Annotated in this window: 16 protein-coding genes; 15 read left to right on the top strand and 1 reads right to left on the bottom strand. The window is 68.8% G+C overall.

The genetic code is table 11. The features are described 5' to 3' along the window. Nucleotides 1–35: 35 nt before the first annotated feature. From ribBA to prfH, 10 genes are all read left to right on the top strand, one after another. Nucleotides 36–1157 carry a bifunctional 3,4-dihydroxy-2-butanone-4-phosphate synthase/GTP cyclohydrolase II gene (gene ribBA, locus ACF8NF_RS22910; RefSeq protein ID WP_061289589.1) on the top strand — a complete coding sequence of 374 codons (1122 nt, stop codon included), beginning with the start codon at nt 36–38 and terminating at the stop codon, nt 1155–1157. A gap of 3 nt (nt 1158–1160) precedes the next feature. Next, a complete protein-coding gene (gene ribH, locus ACF8NF_RS22915; protein WP_016450458.1) occupies nt 1161–1631 on the top strand; it encodes a 6,7-dimethyl-8-ribityllumazine synthase in 471 nt (156 codons plus the stop codon). Then, nucleotides 1628–2218 carry a transcription antitermination factor NusB gene (nusB, locus tag ACF8NF_RS22920; RefSeq protein ID WP_016453904.1) on the top strand — a complete coding sequence of 197 codons (591 nt, stop codon included), beginning with the start codon at nt 1628–1630 and terminating at the stop codon, nt 2216–2218. The genes ribH and nusB overlap by 4 nt, the downstream gene beginning before the upstream one ends. 115 nt (nt 2219–2333) lie before the next feature. Further along, entirely contained in the window at nt 2334–3518 is a 1185-nt protein-coding gene (locus ACF8NF_RS22925) for a pyridoxal phosphate-dependent aminotransferase (RefSeq protein WP_151020775.1), read from the top strand. 12 nt (nt 3519–3530) lie between these two features. Next, the gene (gene ybgC / locus ACF8NF_RS22930) at nt 3531–3947 is read left to right on the top strand and encodes a tol-pal system-associated acyl-CoA thioesterase (RefSeq protein ID WP_016450455.1); all 417 of its coding nucleotides are present in this window, start codon (nt 3531–3533) and stop codon (nt 3945–3947) included. Further along, a complete protein-coding gene (gene tolQ, locus ACF8NF_RS22935) occupies nt 3944–4648 on the top strand; it encodes a protein TolQ (RefSeq protein ID WP_016450454.1) in 705 nt (234 codons plus the stop codon). Before ybgC ends, tolQ begins: the two co-directional genes overlap by 4 nt. Nucleotides 4649–4678: 30 nt before the next feature. Next, complete coding sequence (locus ACF8NF_RS22940) at nt 4679–5104, top strand: biopolymer transporter ExbD (protein ID WP_016453907.1); 426 nt, start codon at nt 4679–4681, stop codon at nt 5102–5104. Nucleotides 5105–5128: 24 nt separating this feature from the next. Then, nucleotides 5129–6280, top strand: a complete 1152-nt coding sequence (tolA, locus tag ACF8NF_RS22945; protein ID WP_392451316.1) for a cell envelope integrity protein TolA — start codon at nt 5129–5131, stop codon at nt 6278–6280. Between the two features lie 399 nt (nt 6281–6679). After that, entirely contained in the window at nt 6680–7966 is a 1287-nt protein-coding gene (locus tag ACF8NF_RS22950) for an RNA ligase RtcB family protein (protein WP_016450451.1), read from the top strand. Further along, nucleotides 7957–8556: a peptide chain release factor H gene (gene prfH / locus ACF8NF_RS22955; protein WP_047218595.1), complete on the top strand. Its 600-nt coding sequence runs from the start codon at nt 7957–7959 to the stop codon at nt 8554–8556. Before ACF8NF_RS22950 ends, prfH begins: the two co-directional genes overlap by 10 nt. A 10-nt stretch (nt 8557–8566) precedes the next feature. On the opposite strand, the gene ACF8NF_RS22960 is transcribed toward prfH, so the two are convergent. Beyond that, complete coding sequence (locus tag ACF8NF_RS22960; RefSeq protein ID WP_047473983.1) at nt 8567–9337, bottom strand: sulfite exporter TauE/SafE family protein; 771 nt, start codon at nt 9335–9337, stop codon at nt 8567–8569. A 145-nt stretch (nt 9338–9482) separates the two neighbouring features. Between ACF8NF_RS22960 and ACF8NF_RS22965 the strand changes: the two genes are divergently transcribed. From ACF8NF_RS22965 to ACF8NF_RS22985, 5 genes are all read left to right on the top strand, one after another. Then, nucleotides 9483–10394: a LysR family transcriptional regulator gene (locus ACF8NF_RS22965; protein ID WP_392451317.1), complete on the top strand. Its 912-nt coding sequence runs from the start codon at nt 9483–9485 to the stop codon at nt 10392–10394. A gap of 21 nt (nt 10395–10415) precedes the next feature. Then, nucleotides 10416–11804, top strand: coding sequence for a tRNA 5-hydroxyuridine modification protein YegQ (yegQ, locus tag ACF8NF_RS22970; protein WP_016453913.1), 1389 nt, complete (start codon nt 10416–10418; stop codon nt 11802–11804). Nucleotides 11805–11916: 112 nt separating this feature from the next. Then, the gene (locus ACF8NF_RS22975; RefSeq protein ID WP_016450446.1) at nt 11917–12789 is read left to right on the top strand and encodes a hypothetical protein; all 873 of its coding nucleotides are present in this window, start codon (nt 11917–11919) and stop codon (nt 12787–12789) included. Between the two features lie 25 nt (nt 12790–12814). Beyond that, nucleotides 12815–14260, top strand: coding sequence for a PLP-dependent aminotransferase family protein (locus ACF8NF_RS22980; protein ID WP_016450445.1), 1446 nt, complete (start codon nt 12815–12817; stop codon nt 14258–14260). A 248-nt stretch (nt 14261–14508) separates the two neighbouring features. Beyond that, nucleotides 14509–16668: a TonB-dependent receptor family protein gene (locus tag ACF8NF_RS22985; RefSeq protein ID WP_392418151.1), complete on the top strand. Its 2160-nt coding sequence runs from the start codon at nt 14509–14511 to the stop codon at nt 16666–16668. The last annotated feature ends 184 nt before the right edge of the window (nt 16669–16852 follow it).

The raw sequence follows: 16852 nt of genomic DNA on the forward strand, positions 1-16852 counted from the left end.
CGTCCGCACGACCCGGCTCCTCCAGAAGGCACTCCATGAACAACTCCACGTCCCCCGTGCCCATCTCGCCGGTGGAAGACATCATTGCCGACATGCGCGCGGGCCGCATGGTCATCCTCGTCGATGAGGAAGACCGCGAGAACGAAGGCGATCTGGTGCTGGCCGCCGACCATGTCACCCCCGAGGCGATCAACTTCATGGCGCGCTTCGGCCGCGGCCTGATCTGCCTGACGCTCACGCGCGAGCGCTGCGAATACCTGAAGCTGCCGCCCATGGCCGCGCGCAACGGCACCGTGTACAGCACGGCCTTCACCGTATCCATCGAAGCGGCCGAGGGCGTGACCACCGGCATCTCCGCCGCCGACCGCGCCCGTACCGTGCAGGCCGCCGTGGCCAAGGACTCCAAGCCCACGGACCTGGTCCAGCCGGGCCACATCTTCCCGCTGCAAGCCGTCGACGGCGGCGTGCTCATGCGCGCCGGCCATACAGAGGCCGGCTGCGACTTCGCCGCCCTGGCCGGCTGCAGCCCCGCCGCCGTGATCTGCGAGATCATGAAGGACGATGGCACCATGGCCCGCCTGCCCGACCTGCAGCTGTTCGCGGCCGAGCACGGCCTGAAGATCGGCACCATTGCCGACCTGATCCAGTACCGCAGCCGCAACGAATCCCTGCTCAGCAAGGTCGGCGAGCGCCCGCTGCAGACGGCGCATGGCGAGTTCATCGCCCATGCCTTCCGCGACCTGCCCAGCCAGTCCGTGCACCTGGCCCTGGTCAAGGGCCAGTGGGATGCCGACACGCCCGTGCCCGTGCGCGTGCATGAGCCGCTGTCCGTGCTGGACGCGCTGGAGACCGGCCGCACCCTGCATTCCTGGAGCCTGGACACCAGCCTCGAATACATCGCCCGCCAGGGCCACGGCGTGGCCGTGCTGCTCAACTGCGGCGAAAGCGGCGACCAGCTGCTGGCCCAGTTCGACGGCAGCGCACGCGCCGCCCAGGCGCCCGAGCGCGGCCGCATGGACCTGCGCACCTATGGCGTGGGCGCGCAGATCCTGCGCGAGTGCGGCGTGCAGCGCATGCAGCTCATGGGCCAGCCGCGCCGCCTGCCCAGCATGGCCGGCTACGGCCTCGAAATCAGCGGCTACATCCCCAAGGAATAAGAAATGTTGAACGCAGAAAAGGGCCAGGCCCTGAATCTTGATGGTGCGCAACTGCGCATTGGCATCGTGCAGGCCCGCTTCAATGAAAGCATCACCAACAGCCTGACCCAGGCCTGCCGCGAAGAGCTGCTGGCCCTGGGCGTGCAGGCCGGAAACATCGACCACGTCACCGTGCCCGGCGCCCTCGAAGTGCCCGTGGCGCTGCAGGCGATGGCCGAGTCCGACCGCTACGACGCCCTGGTGGCGCTGGGCTGCATCATCCGTGGGGAGACATACCACTTCGAGCTGGTGGCCAACGAATCGGGCGCGGGTGTCACGCGCCTGGCCCTGGACTACCAGCTGCCGATCGCCAACGCGATCATCACCACCGAGAACACCGAGCAGGCCATTGCACGCCAGACCGAAAAGGGACGCGACGCGGCCCGGGTCGCCGTGGAAATGGCCAACCTGCTCCAAACCATTGACCGACCATGAGCGACGAACACTCCACACCGGCCTCCGCACGCCCTCCCCGCCAGAGCCGCACCGGCCTGACCAGCACCGGCGCGCGCAAGGCCGCCTCCAAGTCCAACCGCAGCCGCGCGCGTGAATTCGCGCTGCAGGCCCTGTACCAGCACCTGGTGGGCGGCAACGACGTGGAGGCCATCGACCGCTTCACGCGCGACCTGTCGGGCTTTCACAAGGCCGACTCGGTGCACTACGACGCGCTGCTGCGCGGCTGCATCAACTCCCAGGTGGACCTGGACGCACTGATCGCCCCCAAGCTGGACCGCACCATGGCCGAGATCTCGCCCATCGAGCACGCCAGCATGTGGATAGGCGTCTATGAATTCCAGCACTGCATGGACGTGCCCTGGCGCGTGGTGCTCAACGAGTGCATCGAGCTGGCCAAGGAATTCGGCGGCACCGACGGCCACAAGTACGTGAACGCCGTGCTCAACGGCCTGGCGCCCACGCTGCGCGCCGATGAGGTGGCACACGACCGCGCCGCAAAGAGCAGCGCAGCGCCTGCTGCGCCGGCCGCACCTGCGGCCGACGACGCGGCCGGCCAGGCCGGCTGAAGCGCGTCCTGCCACGCGCCTGCATCCACCGGGGCACAGGCCCCGCCGCATCCGGCCGTCCCTGGCCCGCCCGCGCCTGCCGGGCGCGGGCGCCTCTTTCAGGATTTCACCCGTCATGAAGTTTTCGATCCGCGCCGACCGCATTGAGCCCTTTTACGTGATGGAGATCGCCAAGGCGGCGCAGGAGATGGCGCGCGGCTGCGCGGACAGCGACACGCCGATGATCTTCCTGAACATCGGCGAGCCCGACTTCACCGCGCCCCCGCTGGTGCAGGAGGCTGCGGCCCGTGCCGTGCAGGACGGCGCCACGCAGTACACGCCGGCCCTGGGCCTGCCCCAGCTGCGCGAGCGCATCAGCCACTGGTATGCGCAGCGCTTCGGCGTGGATGTGCCGGCGCGGCGCATCGTGGTCGCGGCCGGCGCCTCGGCCGCGCTGCAGCTGGCCTGCCTGGCGACCATCGACGCGGGCGACGAAATCCTCATGCCCGATCCCAGCTATCCCTGCAACCGCCACTTCGTGAGCGCAGCCGAAGGCCGGGCCGTGATGGTGCCGACCACGGCGGCCGAGCGCTACCAGCTCAGCGCCGACAAGGTCGAGGCCGCCTGGAACGCGCACACGCGCGGCGTGCTGCTGGCCTCGCCCTCCAACCCCACCGGCACCTCGATTGCGCCGGCCGAGCTGCGCCGCATCCTCGACGTGGTGCGCGCCCGCGGCGGGCTGACCATCATCGACGAGATCTACCTGGGCCTTTCGTACGATGCGGCTTTCGGCCAGACCGCGCTGGCGCTGGGCGAGGACGTGATCAGCATCAACAGCTTCAGCAAGTACTTCAACATGACGGGCTGGCGCCTGGGCTGGATGGTGGTGCCCGAGGCCATGGTGCCCGTGGTCGAGCGCGTGGCGCAGAACCTCTTCATCTGCGCCAGCACCGTCTCGCAGCGCGCCGCCCTGGCCTGCTTCGAGCCCGAGTCCATTGCCGAGTACGAACGCCGCCGCGCCGAGTTCAAGGCCCGGCGCGACTTCTTCATCCCCGCGCTCGAGGCCCTGGGCCTGCCCGTGCCCGTACAGCCCGACGGCGCCTTCTACGCCTGGGCCGACTGCCGTGCCGCTGCCGCCAGGCTCGGCGTCCAGGGCAGCTGGGACTTTGCCTACGCCGTCATGGAGCGCGCCCACCTGGCCATCACGCCGGGCCGCGACTTCGGCACGTTCGAGACCGCCGACTTCGTGCGCTTTTCGACGGCCAACTCCATGGAACAGCTGCAGGAGGCCGTGCGCCGCCTGCAGCGCCTGCTGGCCTGAGGGCCGCCGCACATGGCCTTCGAATTTCCCATCCGCGTCTACTGGGAGGACACCGATGCCGGAGGCATCGTGTTCTACGCCAACTACCTCAAGTTCTTCGAGCGCGCCCGCACCGAGTGGCTGCGCGCCCTGGGCATAGGCCAGCAGCAGCTGCGGGAACAAACGGGCGGCATGTTTGTCGTAACCCAGGCCCAGCTGCAATACCTGCGGGCGGCCCGGCTCGATGACCAACTCCTTGTTACCGCCGAGCTGCAAAGCAGTGGCCGCGCTTCGCTGACAATACGCCAGCAGGCGCTGCTGGCATCCGCCGGCGATGGCAATGCGCCGCCGCCCCTGTTGTGCGAAGGCACGATCCGCATTGGATGGGTGGATGGCTCGACCATGCGCCCCGCAAGAATTCCGAACCGCATCCTGGAGCAACTCTCATGAACTCCCATGACATGTCCATACTCAGCCTCGTGCTGCAGGCCAGCTGGGTCGTGCAGCTGGTCATGCTGATCCTTGTGGGCGCCTCGGTGGCCAGCTGGGCCACCATCTTCCGCAAGTCGCAGACCTTGAAGCGCGTGCGCACGCTCAACGACGGCTTCGAGCAGGACTTCTGGTCGGGCACCAGCCTCAACGACCTCTATGCCTCGGCGGCCCACCACGCCAAGCAGGGCGGCCCCATGGAACGCATCTTCGCCAGCGGCATGCGCGAGTACCAGAAGCTGCGCGAGCGCCGCATCGCCGATGTGAACCAGTTGATGGACGGCACCCGCCGCGCCATGCGCGCCAGCTTCCAGCGCGAGATGGACGAGGTCGAGTCGGGCCTGTCCTTCCTGGGCACCGTGGGCTCGGTCTCTCCCTACGTGGGCCTGTTCGGCACCGTCTGGGGCGTGATGCACGCCTTCACCGGCTTTGCCAACATGGAGCAGATCACGCTGGCCACCGTGGCCCCCGGCATTGCCGAGGCGCTGGTGGCCACGGCCATGGGCCTGTTCGCCGCCATCCCGGCCGTCACGGCCTACAACCGCTACGCCCACCAGATCGACCGCGTGGCCAGCCAGCAGGAAACCTTCATCGAAGAGTTCTCCAACATCCTGCAGCGCAACGTGGGTGCGACCGGCTCCAGCACCCCGTCCGGCCATTGAAGTCGCGCACAGTTTGCAAGGAGTGAGCACATGCCCGCAGTAGCCTCGCGCGGCGGCCGCAGCCGCCGCACCGTCAACGAGATCAACATGGTGCCCTTCATCGATGTGATGCTGGTGCTGCTCATCATCTTCATGGTGACAGCGCCGATGCTCACGCCGGGCTCCATCAACGTGCCCAGTGCCGGCAAGGCCGCGCGCACGCCCCCGAAGCGCGCCGACGTGATGATCGACAAGGACGGCGGCATCCGCATCAAGGCCGGCAGCACCGACAAGACCGTCACGATCCAGGAACTGGGCGCGGTCGCCAGGAGCTGGCAGGACCAGCAAAGCGACGACAGCGCCGTGCTGATCTCGGCCGACAAGAAGCTGCCCTTCGAGACCGTGATGGCCGCCATGTCGGCCCTGCAATCGGCCGGCGTCAAGCGCGTGGCCTTCGGCGTCAAGTCCTCCCAGTAAGCAGCGCCGCCCGCCTTCGACTCCATGCCCAACCTGCAAGACCACGACCAGTTCGCACCGCCGCGCACGCGCGGCCGCACCCGTTCGTGGGCCATGGCCGTGGCCGCGCACGGGCTGCTCGTGGCCGCCATGCTGTGGACCGTGCGCCCCCCGAAGCAGGCCGACGAGCCCATGGTCGAGGCCGAGTTCTGGTCCACGGCCGCGCCGGCCCCTGCCCTGCCCGTGCCCGCGCCTCCCCCGCCACCTGCGCCCGAGCCCATTCCCCAGCCGCCACCGCCGCCGCCCGCGCCGGTGATTGCGCCGCCCCCACCTCCCAAGCCGCAGGCCGTGGACGACGACCGCGAGGCCGAGATCGCGCTGGAGAAGAAGCGCAAGATCGAGCAGCAAAAGAAGGAGCGCGCCGAACAGGCCGCCCGCGAGCAGCGCGAGAAGGAACGCCAGGAGCGCCTGGACAAGGAAAAGGCCGAGAAGGCGGCCAAGGACAAGGCCGAGCGCGAGAAGGCGGAAAAAGCCGAGAAGGACCGCCGCGACAAGCTGGAGCAGCAGAAAAAGGACAAGGCCGAGCAGGACCGCAAGGACCGCCTGGAGCAGCAAAAGAAGGACAAGGCCGAAAAGGAAAAGGCGGACAAGGAAAAAGCTGCCAAGGACAAGGCCGAGCGCGAGAAAGCCGAGAAGGCGGAGAAAGAAAAGGCCGAAAAGGCCGCCAAGGCAGAAGCCGAGAAGAAGGCCGCCGAGGACAAGCGCAAGAAGGAACAGGCCGCCAAGGAAGCACGCGAGGCCAAGGAAGCCGAGGCACGCCGCCTGGAGAACATCCGCCGCATGCAGGGCCTGGCCGGCAGCGGCGGCTCGGCCGGCGAAGGCGCCGGTGGCAGCAAGAGCGGCGGCTCGGGCAGCTCCGCCGGAGGCCCCTCGGCCGGCTATGGCGCCAAGGTGGCCGCGCGCGTCAAACCCAACATCGTCTACCCGGACGCCATCAGCGGCAACCCGCGTGCCGAGGTGCGCGTGCGCACCGCACCCGATGGCACCATCACCGGCGCCACCATCGCCAAGTCCAGCGGCAACAAGGCCTGGGACGATGCCGTCATCCGCGCGCTGCAAAAGACCGAGACGCTGCCGCGCGACATCGATGGCCGCGTGCCTTCGGACCTGGTCATCGGATTCCGCCCGCAGGACTGAACGGACACGGGCCCTTCATCAAAAAGCCCCGCCGGTACCTGCCGGTGGGGCTTTTTCCATCTTGCGTTGTATGCAATCCGCCACGCGCCTGCGACTTCGCTTGCGGCACCGGCCGCTTGTCCCTAGCATCCCCGTCTTTGCCGCATTCGCGGCACCCGTCCACCATCGCAAAGGAGAGAACCCATGTCCCATTCGACACGTCCCTTTGCAGTCGTGCACGCTTGAAGCCCTAGCGCCTCCAGGCCACGCTGCAGACCTGATTCCCGGCCCCGCAAGAGGCCCGGCTTTCGGCTGCGCGTGCGCTTTTCCTGATGCCTGTCCATCGAGCTTGCGGCGACTGCCCATTGCGCATTCCGCATCTGCCGGAATGTGCCCCAAGCACTCGATCGAAAGCCATTCATGGGCAATTCCATAGTATTCCGTGGCGCAAACGCGGCACCCGCAATCACTCAAGCCAGAGACACCGAGGAAGGGCCGCCCCGCACCGAGGGTGTCGTCTCCCCCCGCGAAGCGAGAGGGGGGAAGGCGCGCAGCGACTCAGGGGGGCCGGACATCCATCTTCAGGTGTTCGCCAACCGCGGCGTCTGGATTGAAGACGCCGCCATCCAACAACTTCAAACAACGGCCCGCAACCTGGCCGGCATGCGCGCAGCCGTGGGCCTGCCGGACCTGCACCCGGGCCGGGGCTACCCGGTAGGGGCAGCCTTCTTTTCCGTGGGTCGCTTCTACCCGGCCCTGGTCGGCGGCGACATCGGCTGCGGCATGTCGCTGTACAGCACGGAGCTGGCAGCGCACAAGACCTCGGCTCCCAAGCTGGAAAAGGCGGTGGGCAACATCGACGGCCCCCTGCCCCAGGAACTGCTGGACGCCGTGGACATGCAGCAGCTGGAGCACATCGCCCAGGCCAGCGGCGTGGCCGACCTGGCGTATCTGCAGGACAGCCTGGGCACCATTGGCGGCGGCAACCACTTTGCCGAACTGCAGGTGGTGGACACGCTGTACGAGGACGGCGCGCTCGACAGGAAGCGCGTGCACCTCATGGTGCACAGCGGCTCGCGCGGGCTGGGCGGCGCCATCCTGCGCGCCCATGTGGAGGCCTTCAGCCACGACGGCCTGGCCGCCAGCAGCGATGCCGCCACGCAGTACCTGCGCCAGCACGCGGCCGCCATCGCCTTCGCCCAACTGAACCGCGCCAGCATTGCGGCACGCCTGCTGCGCGCCCTGCGCACGCGCGGCCAGGCCCTGCTGGACATCACCCACAACCACGTGATCGCCCACCACTGGCGCGGCGAAGACGGCTTTTTGCACCGCAAGGGCGCCACGCCGGCCGACCAGGGTCTGGTGGTGATCCCGGGTTCGCGCGGCGACTACAGCTACCTTGTGCGGCCCGTGGCCGGGCGTGACGAGGCACTGCACTCGCTGGCGCACGGCGCGGGCCGCAAGTGGGCACGTACCGATTGCATGGGCCGCCTGCGCCCGCGCTTCACGCTGGACGAACTGCTGCGCACAAAATTCGGCAGCGCCGTGGTCTGCGCCGACCGCGAACTGGTCTACGAGGAGGCCCCCCAGGCCTACAAGGACGTGGACTCCGTCGTCGCCAGCCTGCAGGAAGCCGGCCTGGTGCAGTTGGTGGCGCGGCTGCGCCCCCTGCTGACCTACAAGAAGGGAGCCATGCAATGCTGCTGATCCAGCTGACCGCATCCCACGGCCCCGCCGAGTGCGAGCATGCCGTGCGCCTGACCCTGCGCGAGCTGCTGCGCGACTGCGCCGCCAGCGGCATCGCCGTGGACGTGCTGGAGGAAACGCCCACGCCGGCCGGCTACAGGTCCGTGCTGCTGCGCTGCGAGGGCGACACCGGCCTGCTTCACGGCACGCTGGGCGCCTGGCTGGGCACCATCCAGTGGGTCTTCGACAGTCCCCTGCGGCCCCATCACCCGCGCAGGAACTGGTTTGTTGCCGTGCAGAAGTGCGAGCCGCCCCGGCAATTGCCGGCAGACGGCGAAATCGTCTTCCAGGCCTGCAAGGCCTCGGGCAAGGGCGGCCAGCATGTCAACACCACGGACTCCGCCGTCCATGCCCTGCATGTGCCCAGCGGGATCTCGGTGAAGGTCATGAGCGAGCGCAGCCAGCACGCCAACAAGCGGCTGGCGCGCGAGCTGCTGGCCCTGAAGCTGGCGCGCCTCAACGCGCAGGGCGAGGGCCAGGCCCGGCGCACGCGCAGCCAGCTGCACTGGGAGGTGGAGCGCGGCAGCCCCGTGAAGGTGTTCCGCGCCTGAACGCCCGGGGCTAGCCCCTGGCGCACATGTAGATGCCCAGGGCCAGCAGGCCCAACATCAGCACGCGCTTGAAGACCTGGGGCGACAGCGACTGGCGCAGCCGCTCGCCCCAGGCCATGCCGGCCAGGGCGGGCAGCAGCATCAGCGCGGAAACCAGGGCCGTGGCCCCCCAGCCCGTCCAGGACGAAGCGGCATGGCCCGGCCCCTGCGCCAGCGCCATGCCCGCGCCCAGCGCCAGCGTGGACACCGTGAAGCACAGGCCCATGGCCTGCATCAGCGCCTGCCGGCCCAGCGCCAGCGATTGCAAAAAGGCCACGGCCGGCACCACGAACACGCCGGTCAGCGCCGTGATCCCGCCCGTCAGCAGACCACACAACAGGCCCAGCCAGGCCTGATGCCTCTGCGGCAACTGCAGGCCCGGCCCCCACAGGCCCCACAGGGCATACACAACCAGGGCCACGCCCAGCGCCGTGCGCGCCACGGCGGCCTCGCCCACCGGGCCCCACCACAGCATGCCGCCCACCGTGCCCGCGACAATGCCCAGCTGCATCCAGCCCAGGCGCCGCAGCAGCGGCCGCAGCGATGGCAGGGGCCGCATCTGCACCACATTGGTCACCAGGGACGGCAGCAGCAGCCAGGCCGCCGCCTGCCCGGCCGGCATGAACAGCGCCAGCAGCGCCATGGACACCGTGGGCAGGCCCAGGCCCACTACTCCCTTGACGACACCGGCCAGCCCGAACACGGCCACCGCCGCCGCCAGCACCCACCACGCATCCCACATCACGGCCACCCTGCACTTTCCACCGACTTGGCTCAGGCCCTTCCTGAACCTCATGGCGCCATGCTCGTGCACCAACAAAGGGATCACAATCGGGAATCTTCAAACCAAGGCTCAGGCATGGCCTGATCCTTCAGCACCACAGGCCATGCGATTCGACCTCACCGACCTGCAGCTGTTCGTCCACATCCTCGACTGCGGCACGCTCACCGCGGCGGCCGGGCGCTCGCACATGACGCTGGCCTCGGCCAGCGAGCGCGTGCGCGGCATGGAGGCGCAACTGGGCTGCGCCCTGCTCGCGCGCCAGGCGCGCGGCGTGCGGCCCACGGCGGCCGGCCACACGCTGGGCCAGCATGCGCGCAGCGTGCTGGCACAGATGCAGCGCCTGCGCGGCGACATGGCCGAGTACGGCGCGGGGCTGGCCGGCCATGTGCGCGTCTGCGGCAACACCTCGGCCGTGGGCGAGCACCTGCCGCTGGCCGTGGCGGGCTTTCTGCGCAGCCACCCGCGCGTGGCGCTGGAGCTGCAGGAATGCGGCAGCGCCGAAGTGCTGGACCGGCTGCGCCAGGGCCTGTGCGACATCGGCGTGGCCAGCGATGCGCAGGACACCACCGGCCTGCAGGCCACGCCCTGGCGCCCCGACCCGCTGGTGGCCGTGCTGCCGCGCGGCCACCGCCTGGCTCGGCGCAAACGGCTGGCCTTGCAGGACCTGCTGGCCGAAGACTGGGTGGGCCTGCCGCACGATGCCGCCCTGCAGATGCTGGTGCGCCAGCAGGCCGCCTTGCTGGGGGGGCCGTCGGAAGGGCAGTTGCGCTGGCGTGCCCAGCTGCAGCACCTGGACAGCATCTGCCAGCTGGTGGGCCAGGGCGTGGGCGTGGCCGTCATGCCGGCGGCAGCCGCGCAGCGCCTGGCCCCGGCCAGCGGCGCCCGCGCCGTGCCCTTGAGCGATGCCTGGGCCCGGCGCCAGCTGCTGCTGTGCACGGCCCGGGAAGACCAGTTGCCCGCCCATGCAAGGCAGTTGCTGGAGCATCTGCAAGGGCTTGGCTCGCCTGAGCCTTAGCGAACCATGTTGGAAAGCGCTATGCAGGACAATACGGGGATCATGACCCTCAAAGCCCCCGAACTGCTGCTGCCGGCCGGCTCGCTCGACAAGATGCGCGCGGCCTACGACTTTGGCGCCGACGCCATCTACGCCGGGCAACCCCGCTACAGCCTGCGCGCACGCAACAACGAATTCCGCCTCGAACAGATCGCCCAGGGCATCTCCGAGGCGCATGCGCGGGGCAAGAAATTCTTCGTCACCAGCAACCTGATCGCCCACAACGACAAGGTGCGCACCTATATCCGCGACATCGAGCCCGTGATCGAGTGCAAGCCCGACGCGCTGATCATGGCCGACCCCGGCCTGATCATGATGGTCAAGGAAAAGTGGCCCGAGACCGAGGTCCATCTCTCGGTGCAGGCCAACACCACCAACTGGGCCACGGTGAAGTTCTGGCAGAAGGCCGGCGTCTCGCGCATCATCCTGTCGCGCGAGCTGTCGCTGGACGAGATCGAGAAGATCCGCCAGGAATGCCCGGACATGGAGATCGAGGTCTTCGTGCACGGCGCGCTGTGCATCGCCTACTCGGGCCGCTGCCTGCTGTCGGGCTACTTCAACCGGCGCGATCCCAACCAGGGCACCTGCACCAATGCCTGCCGCTGGGACTACAAGACGCATGACGCGGCCGTGGACCCCAATACCGGCGAGGCCCTGGCCCAGACCATGGAGCAGGACTTCAGCTTCGAGAAGGCCCGCGAGGAAGCCGACAGCCAGTTCACCAGCACCTGCGGCGACGGCGCGCGCCACCCCAAGGCCGAGCAGGTCTACCTGCTGGAGGAAAAGGGCCGCCCCGGCGAGCTGATGCCCATCATGGAAGACGAGCACGGCACCTACATCATGAACTCCAAGGACCTGCGCGCCGTGGAGCATGTGGAGCGCCTGGTGAAGATCGGCGTGGACTCGCTCAAGATCGAGGGCCGCACCAAGAGCCTGTACTACGTGGCACGCACGGCCCAGGTCTACCGCCGCGCCATCGACGATGCCGTGGCCGGCCGCCCCTTCAACCCGCACCTGATCACCGAGCTCGAAGGCCTGGCCAACCGGGGCTACACGGGCGGCCTGCTGGAGCGCCGTCCCTCGCAGGACTACCAGAACTACGAGACCGGCCACTCGGTGCTGCAGCGCAGCCACTTCGTGGGCGAAGTGCGCAGCTATGCCGACGGCATGGCCGAGGTGGAGACCAAGAACCGCTTCTCGGTGGGCGACACGCTGGAGATCATCCACCCCCAGGGCAACCGCCAGGTGCTGCTGGAGAAGATGTTCAACCTCGACGGCGAGCCCGTGCAGGTGGCCCAGGGCAACCCGGTGCGCGTGCGCATCCCCCTGGAAGGCCCGGCTGAAGGCGCGCTGATCTCGCGCCTGCTCTGAGGGCGGGCTTCGCCCCTGCTTCCAGTTTTTCTTCTTGGCGGCCGTCCAGGTCCATTGCCGCAATGGCCTGGAGCGGGCGCCTTTTTCTTTCATTCCTCATTTCTGCACTGCCATGGACATCGTCGTCAACGAAGAACTCAAGGCCTACATCGACCCGCTGACCCCCGATGAACTCGACGCGCTGGAGCGCAGCATCCTGGCCGAGGGCTGCCGCGATGCGCTCGTGCTCTGGAACGACCTGCTCATCGACGGCCACAACCGCTACGCCATCTGCCAGAAGCACGGCCTGCCCTTCAACACCATCCAGGCCACGCAGTTCAAGAACATGGACGACGTGCACCTGTGGATGATCGACCAGCACCTGGGCCGCCGCAGCGTGTCCGACTTCCAGCGCGGCGTGCTGGCGCTGCGCAAGCGCGAGATCATTGCGGCCCGCCGCTCGGCCGCTGCCGCCGCCGTGATGGCGGCCAAGGCCGAGGCGCCGGCCCAGCCCGAAGGCGAAGCGCCCTGGGAAGGCGAGACCGACCCCGTGGTCGCCGCCGCCCTGGCCAGCGTGGCCAAGGTGCCCGATGAGGCCCTGGACACGCGCGAGGCCCTGGCCCGCGTGGCCCGCCTGTCCAGCAGCCAGGTCAAGCTGATCGAGACCATCCAGCAAAAGGCCGCGCCCGAAGTGGTGGCCGCCGTGCGCTCGGGCGACATCTCGCTGAGCACCGCCGCCGTGGTCGCCAGCCTGCCCGTGGATGAGCAGCAGGCCGTGGCCGCCGCCGGCGCCGACGAACTCAAGCAGGCCGCCAAGCGCGTGCGCGATGCGAAGAAAAAGCCCAAGGCCGCCAAGCCCGAAGCCGACGCTGCCGACGGCGAAGGTGCGGCCGTGACCGCCTCGCCCGAGGAACTGCAGCAGCGCGTGAACGAACTTGAAGCCGAGAACGAGCGCCTGCGCCAGCAGATCAAGGCCTTGCAGGAACTGCTGGCCGAACAGGGCTGATCCCCGGGCCGCGACCTCCCCAGGCATGACGCGCTACCAGGAACTGGCCGACGATATCGAGGCCTCCATCGCCGCAGGCGTGCTGCGCGCGGGCGACAAGCTGCCCTCCGTGCGTCACACCAGCGAGCGGCGCGGCGTCAGCGCCTCCACGGTGTTCCAGGCCTACTACCTGCTGGAGGCACGCGGCCTGGTGCGCGCGCGCGAGCGCTCGGGCTACTTCGTCGCGGCGCGGCCGCACAGCGCCCCGCCCGAGCCCACGCAGCTGTCGGCCCCCCCGGGCGAGCGCTTTGCCGTGGTCGATGTGAGCGAGCGGGTGTTCGAGGTTCTGGAATCGTCCATGGACCGCGATGTCGTGCCGCTGGGCTCGGCCTTTCCCTCGCCACGCCTGTTCCCGCTGCAGCGCCTGGGCCAGGCCCTGGCCCGCGCCGCGCGCCAGGCCGATCCGCGCAGCGCCCTCGACGACCTCACGCCCGGCAGCATGGCATTGCGACGCCAGATCGCGCGGCGCTACCTGGCCGACGGTCTGGCACTGTCACCGTCCGACCTGGTCATCACCAATGGCGCGCTGGAGGCACTGAACCTGTGTCTGGCCGCCGTCACGCGGCCCGGTGGCGCCGTGGTCATCGAATCGCCCTGCTTCTACGGCGCGCTGCAGGCTCTGGAGCGCATGGGGCTGTCCGCCATCGAGGTGCCCACGCATCCCGGCGAAGGCATGGACCTGGCCGCGCTGGAGACCGCCGTGCAGCGCCACCGGCCCCAGGCCATCTGGTTGATGACCAGCTTCCAGAATCCGCTGGGCAGCCTGATGCCCGAGGCGCGCAAGAAGGCCCTGGTGGAACTGGCCACGCGCCACCAGCTGCCGCTGATCGAGGACGATGTCTACGGCGAGCTGTACTTTGGCGAACACCGCCCGCCACCGGCCAAGGCCTTCGACACCGAGGGCTGGGTGCTGCACTGCGCCTCGTTCTCCAAGTGCCTGGCGCCCGGCTGGCGCGTGGGCTGGACCGCTCCGGGCCGCTTCACGCGCGCCGTGGCGCGGCAAAAGCTCACCACCACGCTGGCCACCAATGCCCCCAGCCAGCAGGCGCTGGCCGACTACCTGGAAAGCGGTGGCGTGGACCGCCACCTGCGCCGCCTGCGCCAGAGCCTGGCCCTGCAGCGGGACCACATGGCATCGGCTATTGCCCGCCACTTTCCGCAAGGCACGCGGGCCACGCGGCCCGAGGGCGGCTACTTCATGTGGATAGAGCTGCCGCCGTACTGCGATGCGCTGGCCCTGCACCGCGCAGCGCTGGCGCGCGGCATCAGCGTGGCGCCGGGGCCGATCTTCTCGGCCTCGCAGGCCTTCGGCCATTGCCTGCGGCTGAACTACGGCCATGACTGGAGCGACGAGACCGGGCAGGCCCTGGCCACGCTGGGCGAGCTGGCTCGCGCAATGCAGTCCCTTCCCGCAGCAAAAGCAGCAGGGTAAGCGCCCGCTGCGCTGGCGGCACCTGCTGCGCTGTAGCGCCCGGGCAACGCGACCCCGCGCAGCTGCTGCCAGCCTGGTGCCGGCTGGATGATTCTCATTTAGACTCGCGCACCGAACCGGCATTGCCGCCATGCATGCTGACCGGTCCTTGTCTCCTGCTTCCGCCTCGCCCGCCGCCACGCGTCCTGCAGCCTGCCAGCCGACCCTTCAGCGCTGCACCATTCCCAGAGGCACAAAGGAAGTTTTCCATGGTTTCCAGCAATCACTGCGCCACGCTCACACGCTGCGCGGCCGCTGTCGCCGCCGCCCTGCTGTCGCTGCAGGCGTCGGCACAGGCACCATCCACCACCACCGCACCCGAGGCCGGCCTGTCCACCATCACCGTCACGGGCAACTGGCTGGACAACCCCAGCGAGGAAAAAGTGCTGGACCATGCCGGCGCGCGCACCATCGTCGAGCGGGCGCGCATCGAGGAAACCGGCGCCTCCAGCCTGCGCGACGTGCTGCGCCTGGTGCCCGGCGTGCAGGTGCAGGACAGCAACGGCACGGGCGGCAGCGATGTGTCCCTGAACATCGGCGTGCGCGGCCTGACGGCACGCCTGTCGCCGCGCTCCTATGTGCTGATGGACGGCGTGCCCGTCTCCTACGCGCCCTACGGCCAGCCCCAGCTGTCGCTGGCGCCCGTCTCGCTGGGCAACCTGGAGTCGGTGGACGTGATCCGCGGCGCGGGCTCGGTGCGCTACGGCCCCCAGAACGTGGGCGGCATCATCAACTTCGTCACGCGCGCCATTCCCAAGACCTTCGCGGCCGAGGCCTCGGTGGGCACCGAGTTCTACAGCCACGGCGGCAATGCCAAGACCACGCCCAGCCTCTTCGTGGGCGGCACCAGCGAATCCGGCCTGGGCCTGGCCCTGCTGTACTCGGGCACGCATGGCGACGGCTGGCGCGCAGGCAATGACAAGACCGATATCGACGACATCCTGCTCAAGGGCGCCTACCGCATCTCGGCCCAGGACGACATCGCCGTGTCGCTGCACCACTTCGAGGGCTCGGGCCGCATGCCCGGCGGCCTGACCACGGCGCAGTACGCGGCCGACCCGTTCCAGTCCACGCGCTCCTACGACAGCTTCGACGGCCGCCGCACCGATGCCTCGTTCAAGTACAACCACAAGGACGGGCGCAACAACTTCGAGGTGCTGGGCTACTACGTGGACTCGTTCCGCGGCAGCCACATCGAGCAGGACAACGCCAACCAGCGCCGCCTGACCGCCGCGCCGCGCAGCTACCACTACTTCGGCATCGAGCCGCGCTACTCGCGCCTGTTCGAGACCGGCTCCGTGGTGCAGGAAGTCAGCGTGGGCTACCGCTACCTCAAGGAAAGCAGTTCCGAGGTCGCGCTGCGCACCGCCTACTACAACCCCGCCACCATGGCCAACGCCATGGCCCTGCCGATCACGCCCTACCAGACCAGCCAGGGCGGCACCACGGCCCATGCCTTCTACATCGATGACCGCATCGACATCGGCAACTGGACCATCACCCCCGGCGTGCGCTACGAACGCATCAACTCCTTCAACAACGTCAGCAACCTGGGCGCCGACGGCAGCACCGTCACCAGCCAGCTGTTCCCCAAGGCCGAGGCACGCGAGCTCCTGCCCACGCTGTCCGTGCTCTACCGCATGAATGCGCAGTGGTCGCTGTTCGCCAACGCGGGCAAGTCCTTCGGACCGCAGCAGTATGCGCAGCTGGCCCAGACCGAGCGCGGCCTGCATCCCGAATCGGCCAAGACCTATGAGGTGGGCACGCACTACAACAGCCCGGCGCTGAACGCCGAGCTGACGCTGTTCAACATCGACTTCGACAAGGAACTGCTGCTGACCCGCGTGGGCGTGGACGGCATCTGGACCGACCTGGGCGCCACGCGCCACCGCGGCATCGAGTCCTCGCTGCGCTACGACCTGGGCCAGTGGAATGCCGCGCTCAAGGGGCTGACGGCGGGTGTGTCCTATACCTATACCGAGGCCGTCTCGCGCGCCGGCGATTTCGCAGGGCGCGACCTGCCGCTGTACTCGCGCCACACGGGCCAGCTGTGGGCGCGCTATGCGCTGGGGCAGTGGACGCTGAATGCGGACCTGGCCGCGCAATCGAAGCAGCGCTCTCCGGGGTCGGGCACGCAGTATGTGACGCAGGAAGATGCTGCGGGGCGGCTGGGTGATATTCCCGGGTTTGCGACCGTGGGCCTGCGTGCGGGCTATGACTTTGGCAAGTCGCTGGGCAATCTGCGGGTGGCCGTGGGGGTCAAGAATCTGTTTGATCGCAGGTACTACACGCGGTCTACGGACAACAACGGGGGCAAGTATGTGGGGATGCCTCGGACGTTGTATGTGCAGGGGACGTTGCCGTTCTGAGGCTTTGGTTTACGTGGGTCTGTTTTTGACCCTGCCGGGTGGTATTTTTCTGAGGCCGGGTCTCGGCCCGGCGGCCGACTGCCCTTTCTTGATTCGCCAAGAAAGGTCAGATCAAAGCAGGCGACCCGAATGTCCGCGACCCTCCGCTTCGCTGCGGGCAACCTGCGCTGACATACGGGGAGTG

This window comes from Delftia sp. WSY_22 (assembly GCF_043104185.1).
GTDB classification, from domain to species: domain Bacteria; phylum Pseudomonadota; class Gammaproteobacteria; order Burkholderiales; family Burkholderiaceae_C; genus Comamonas; species Comamonas tsuruhatensis.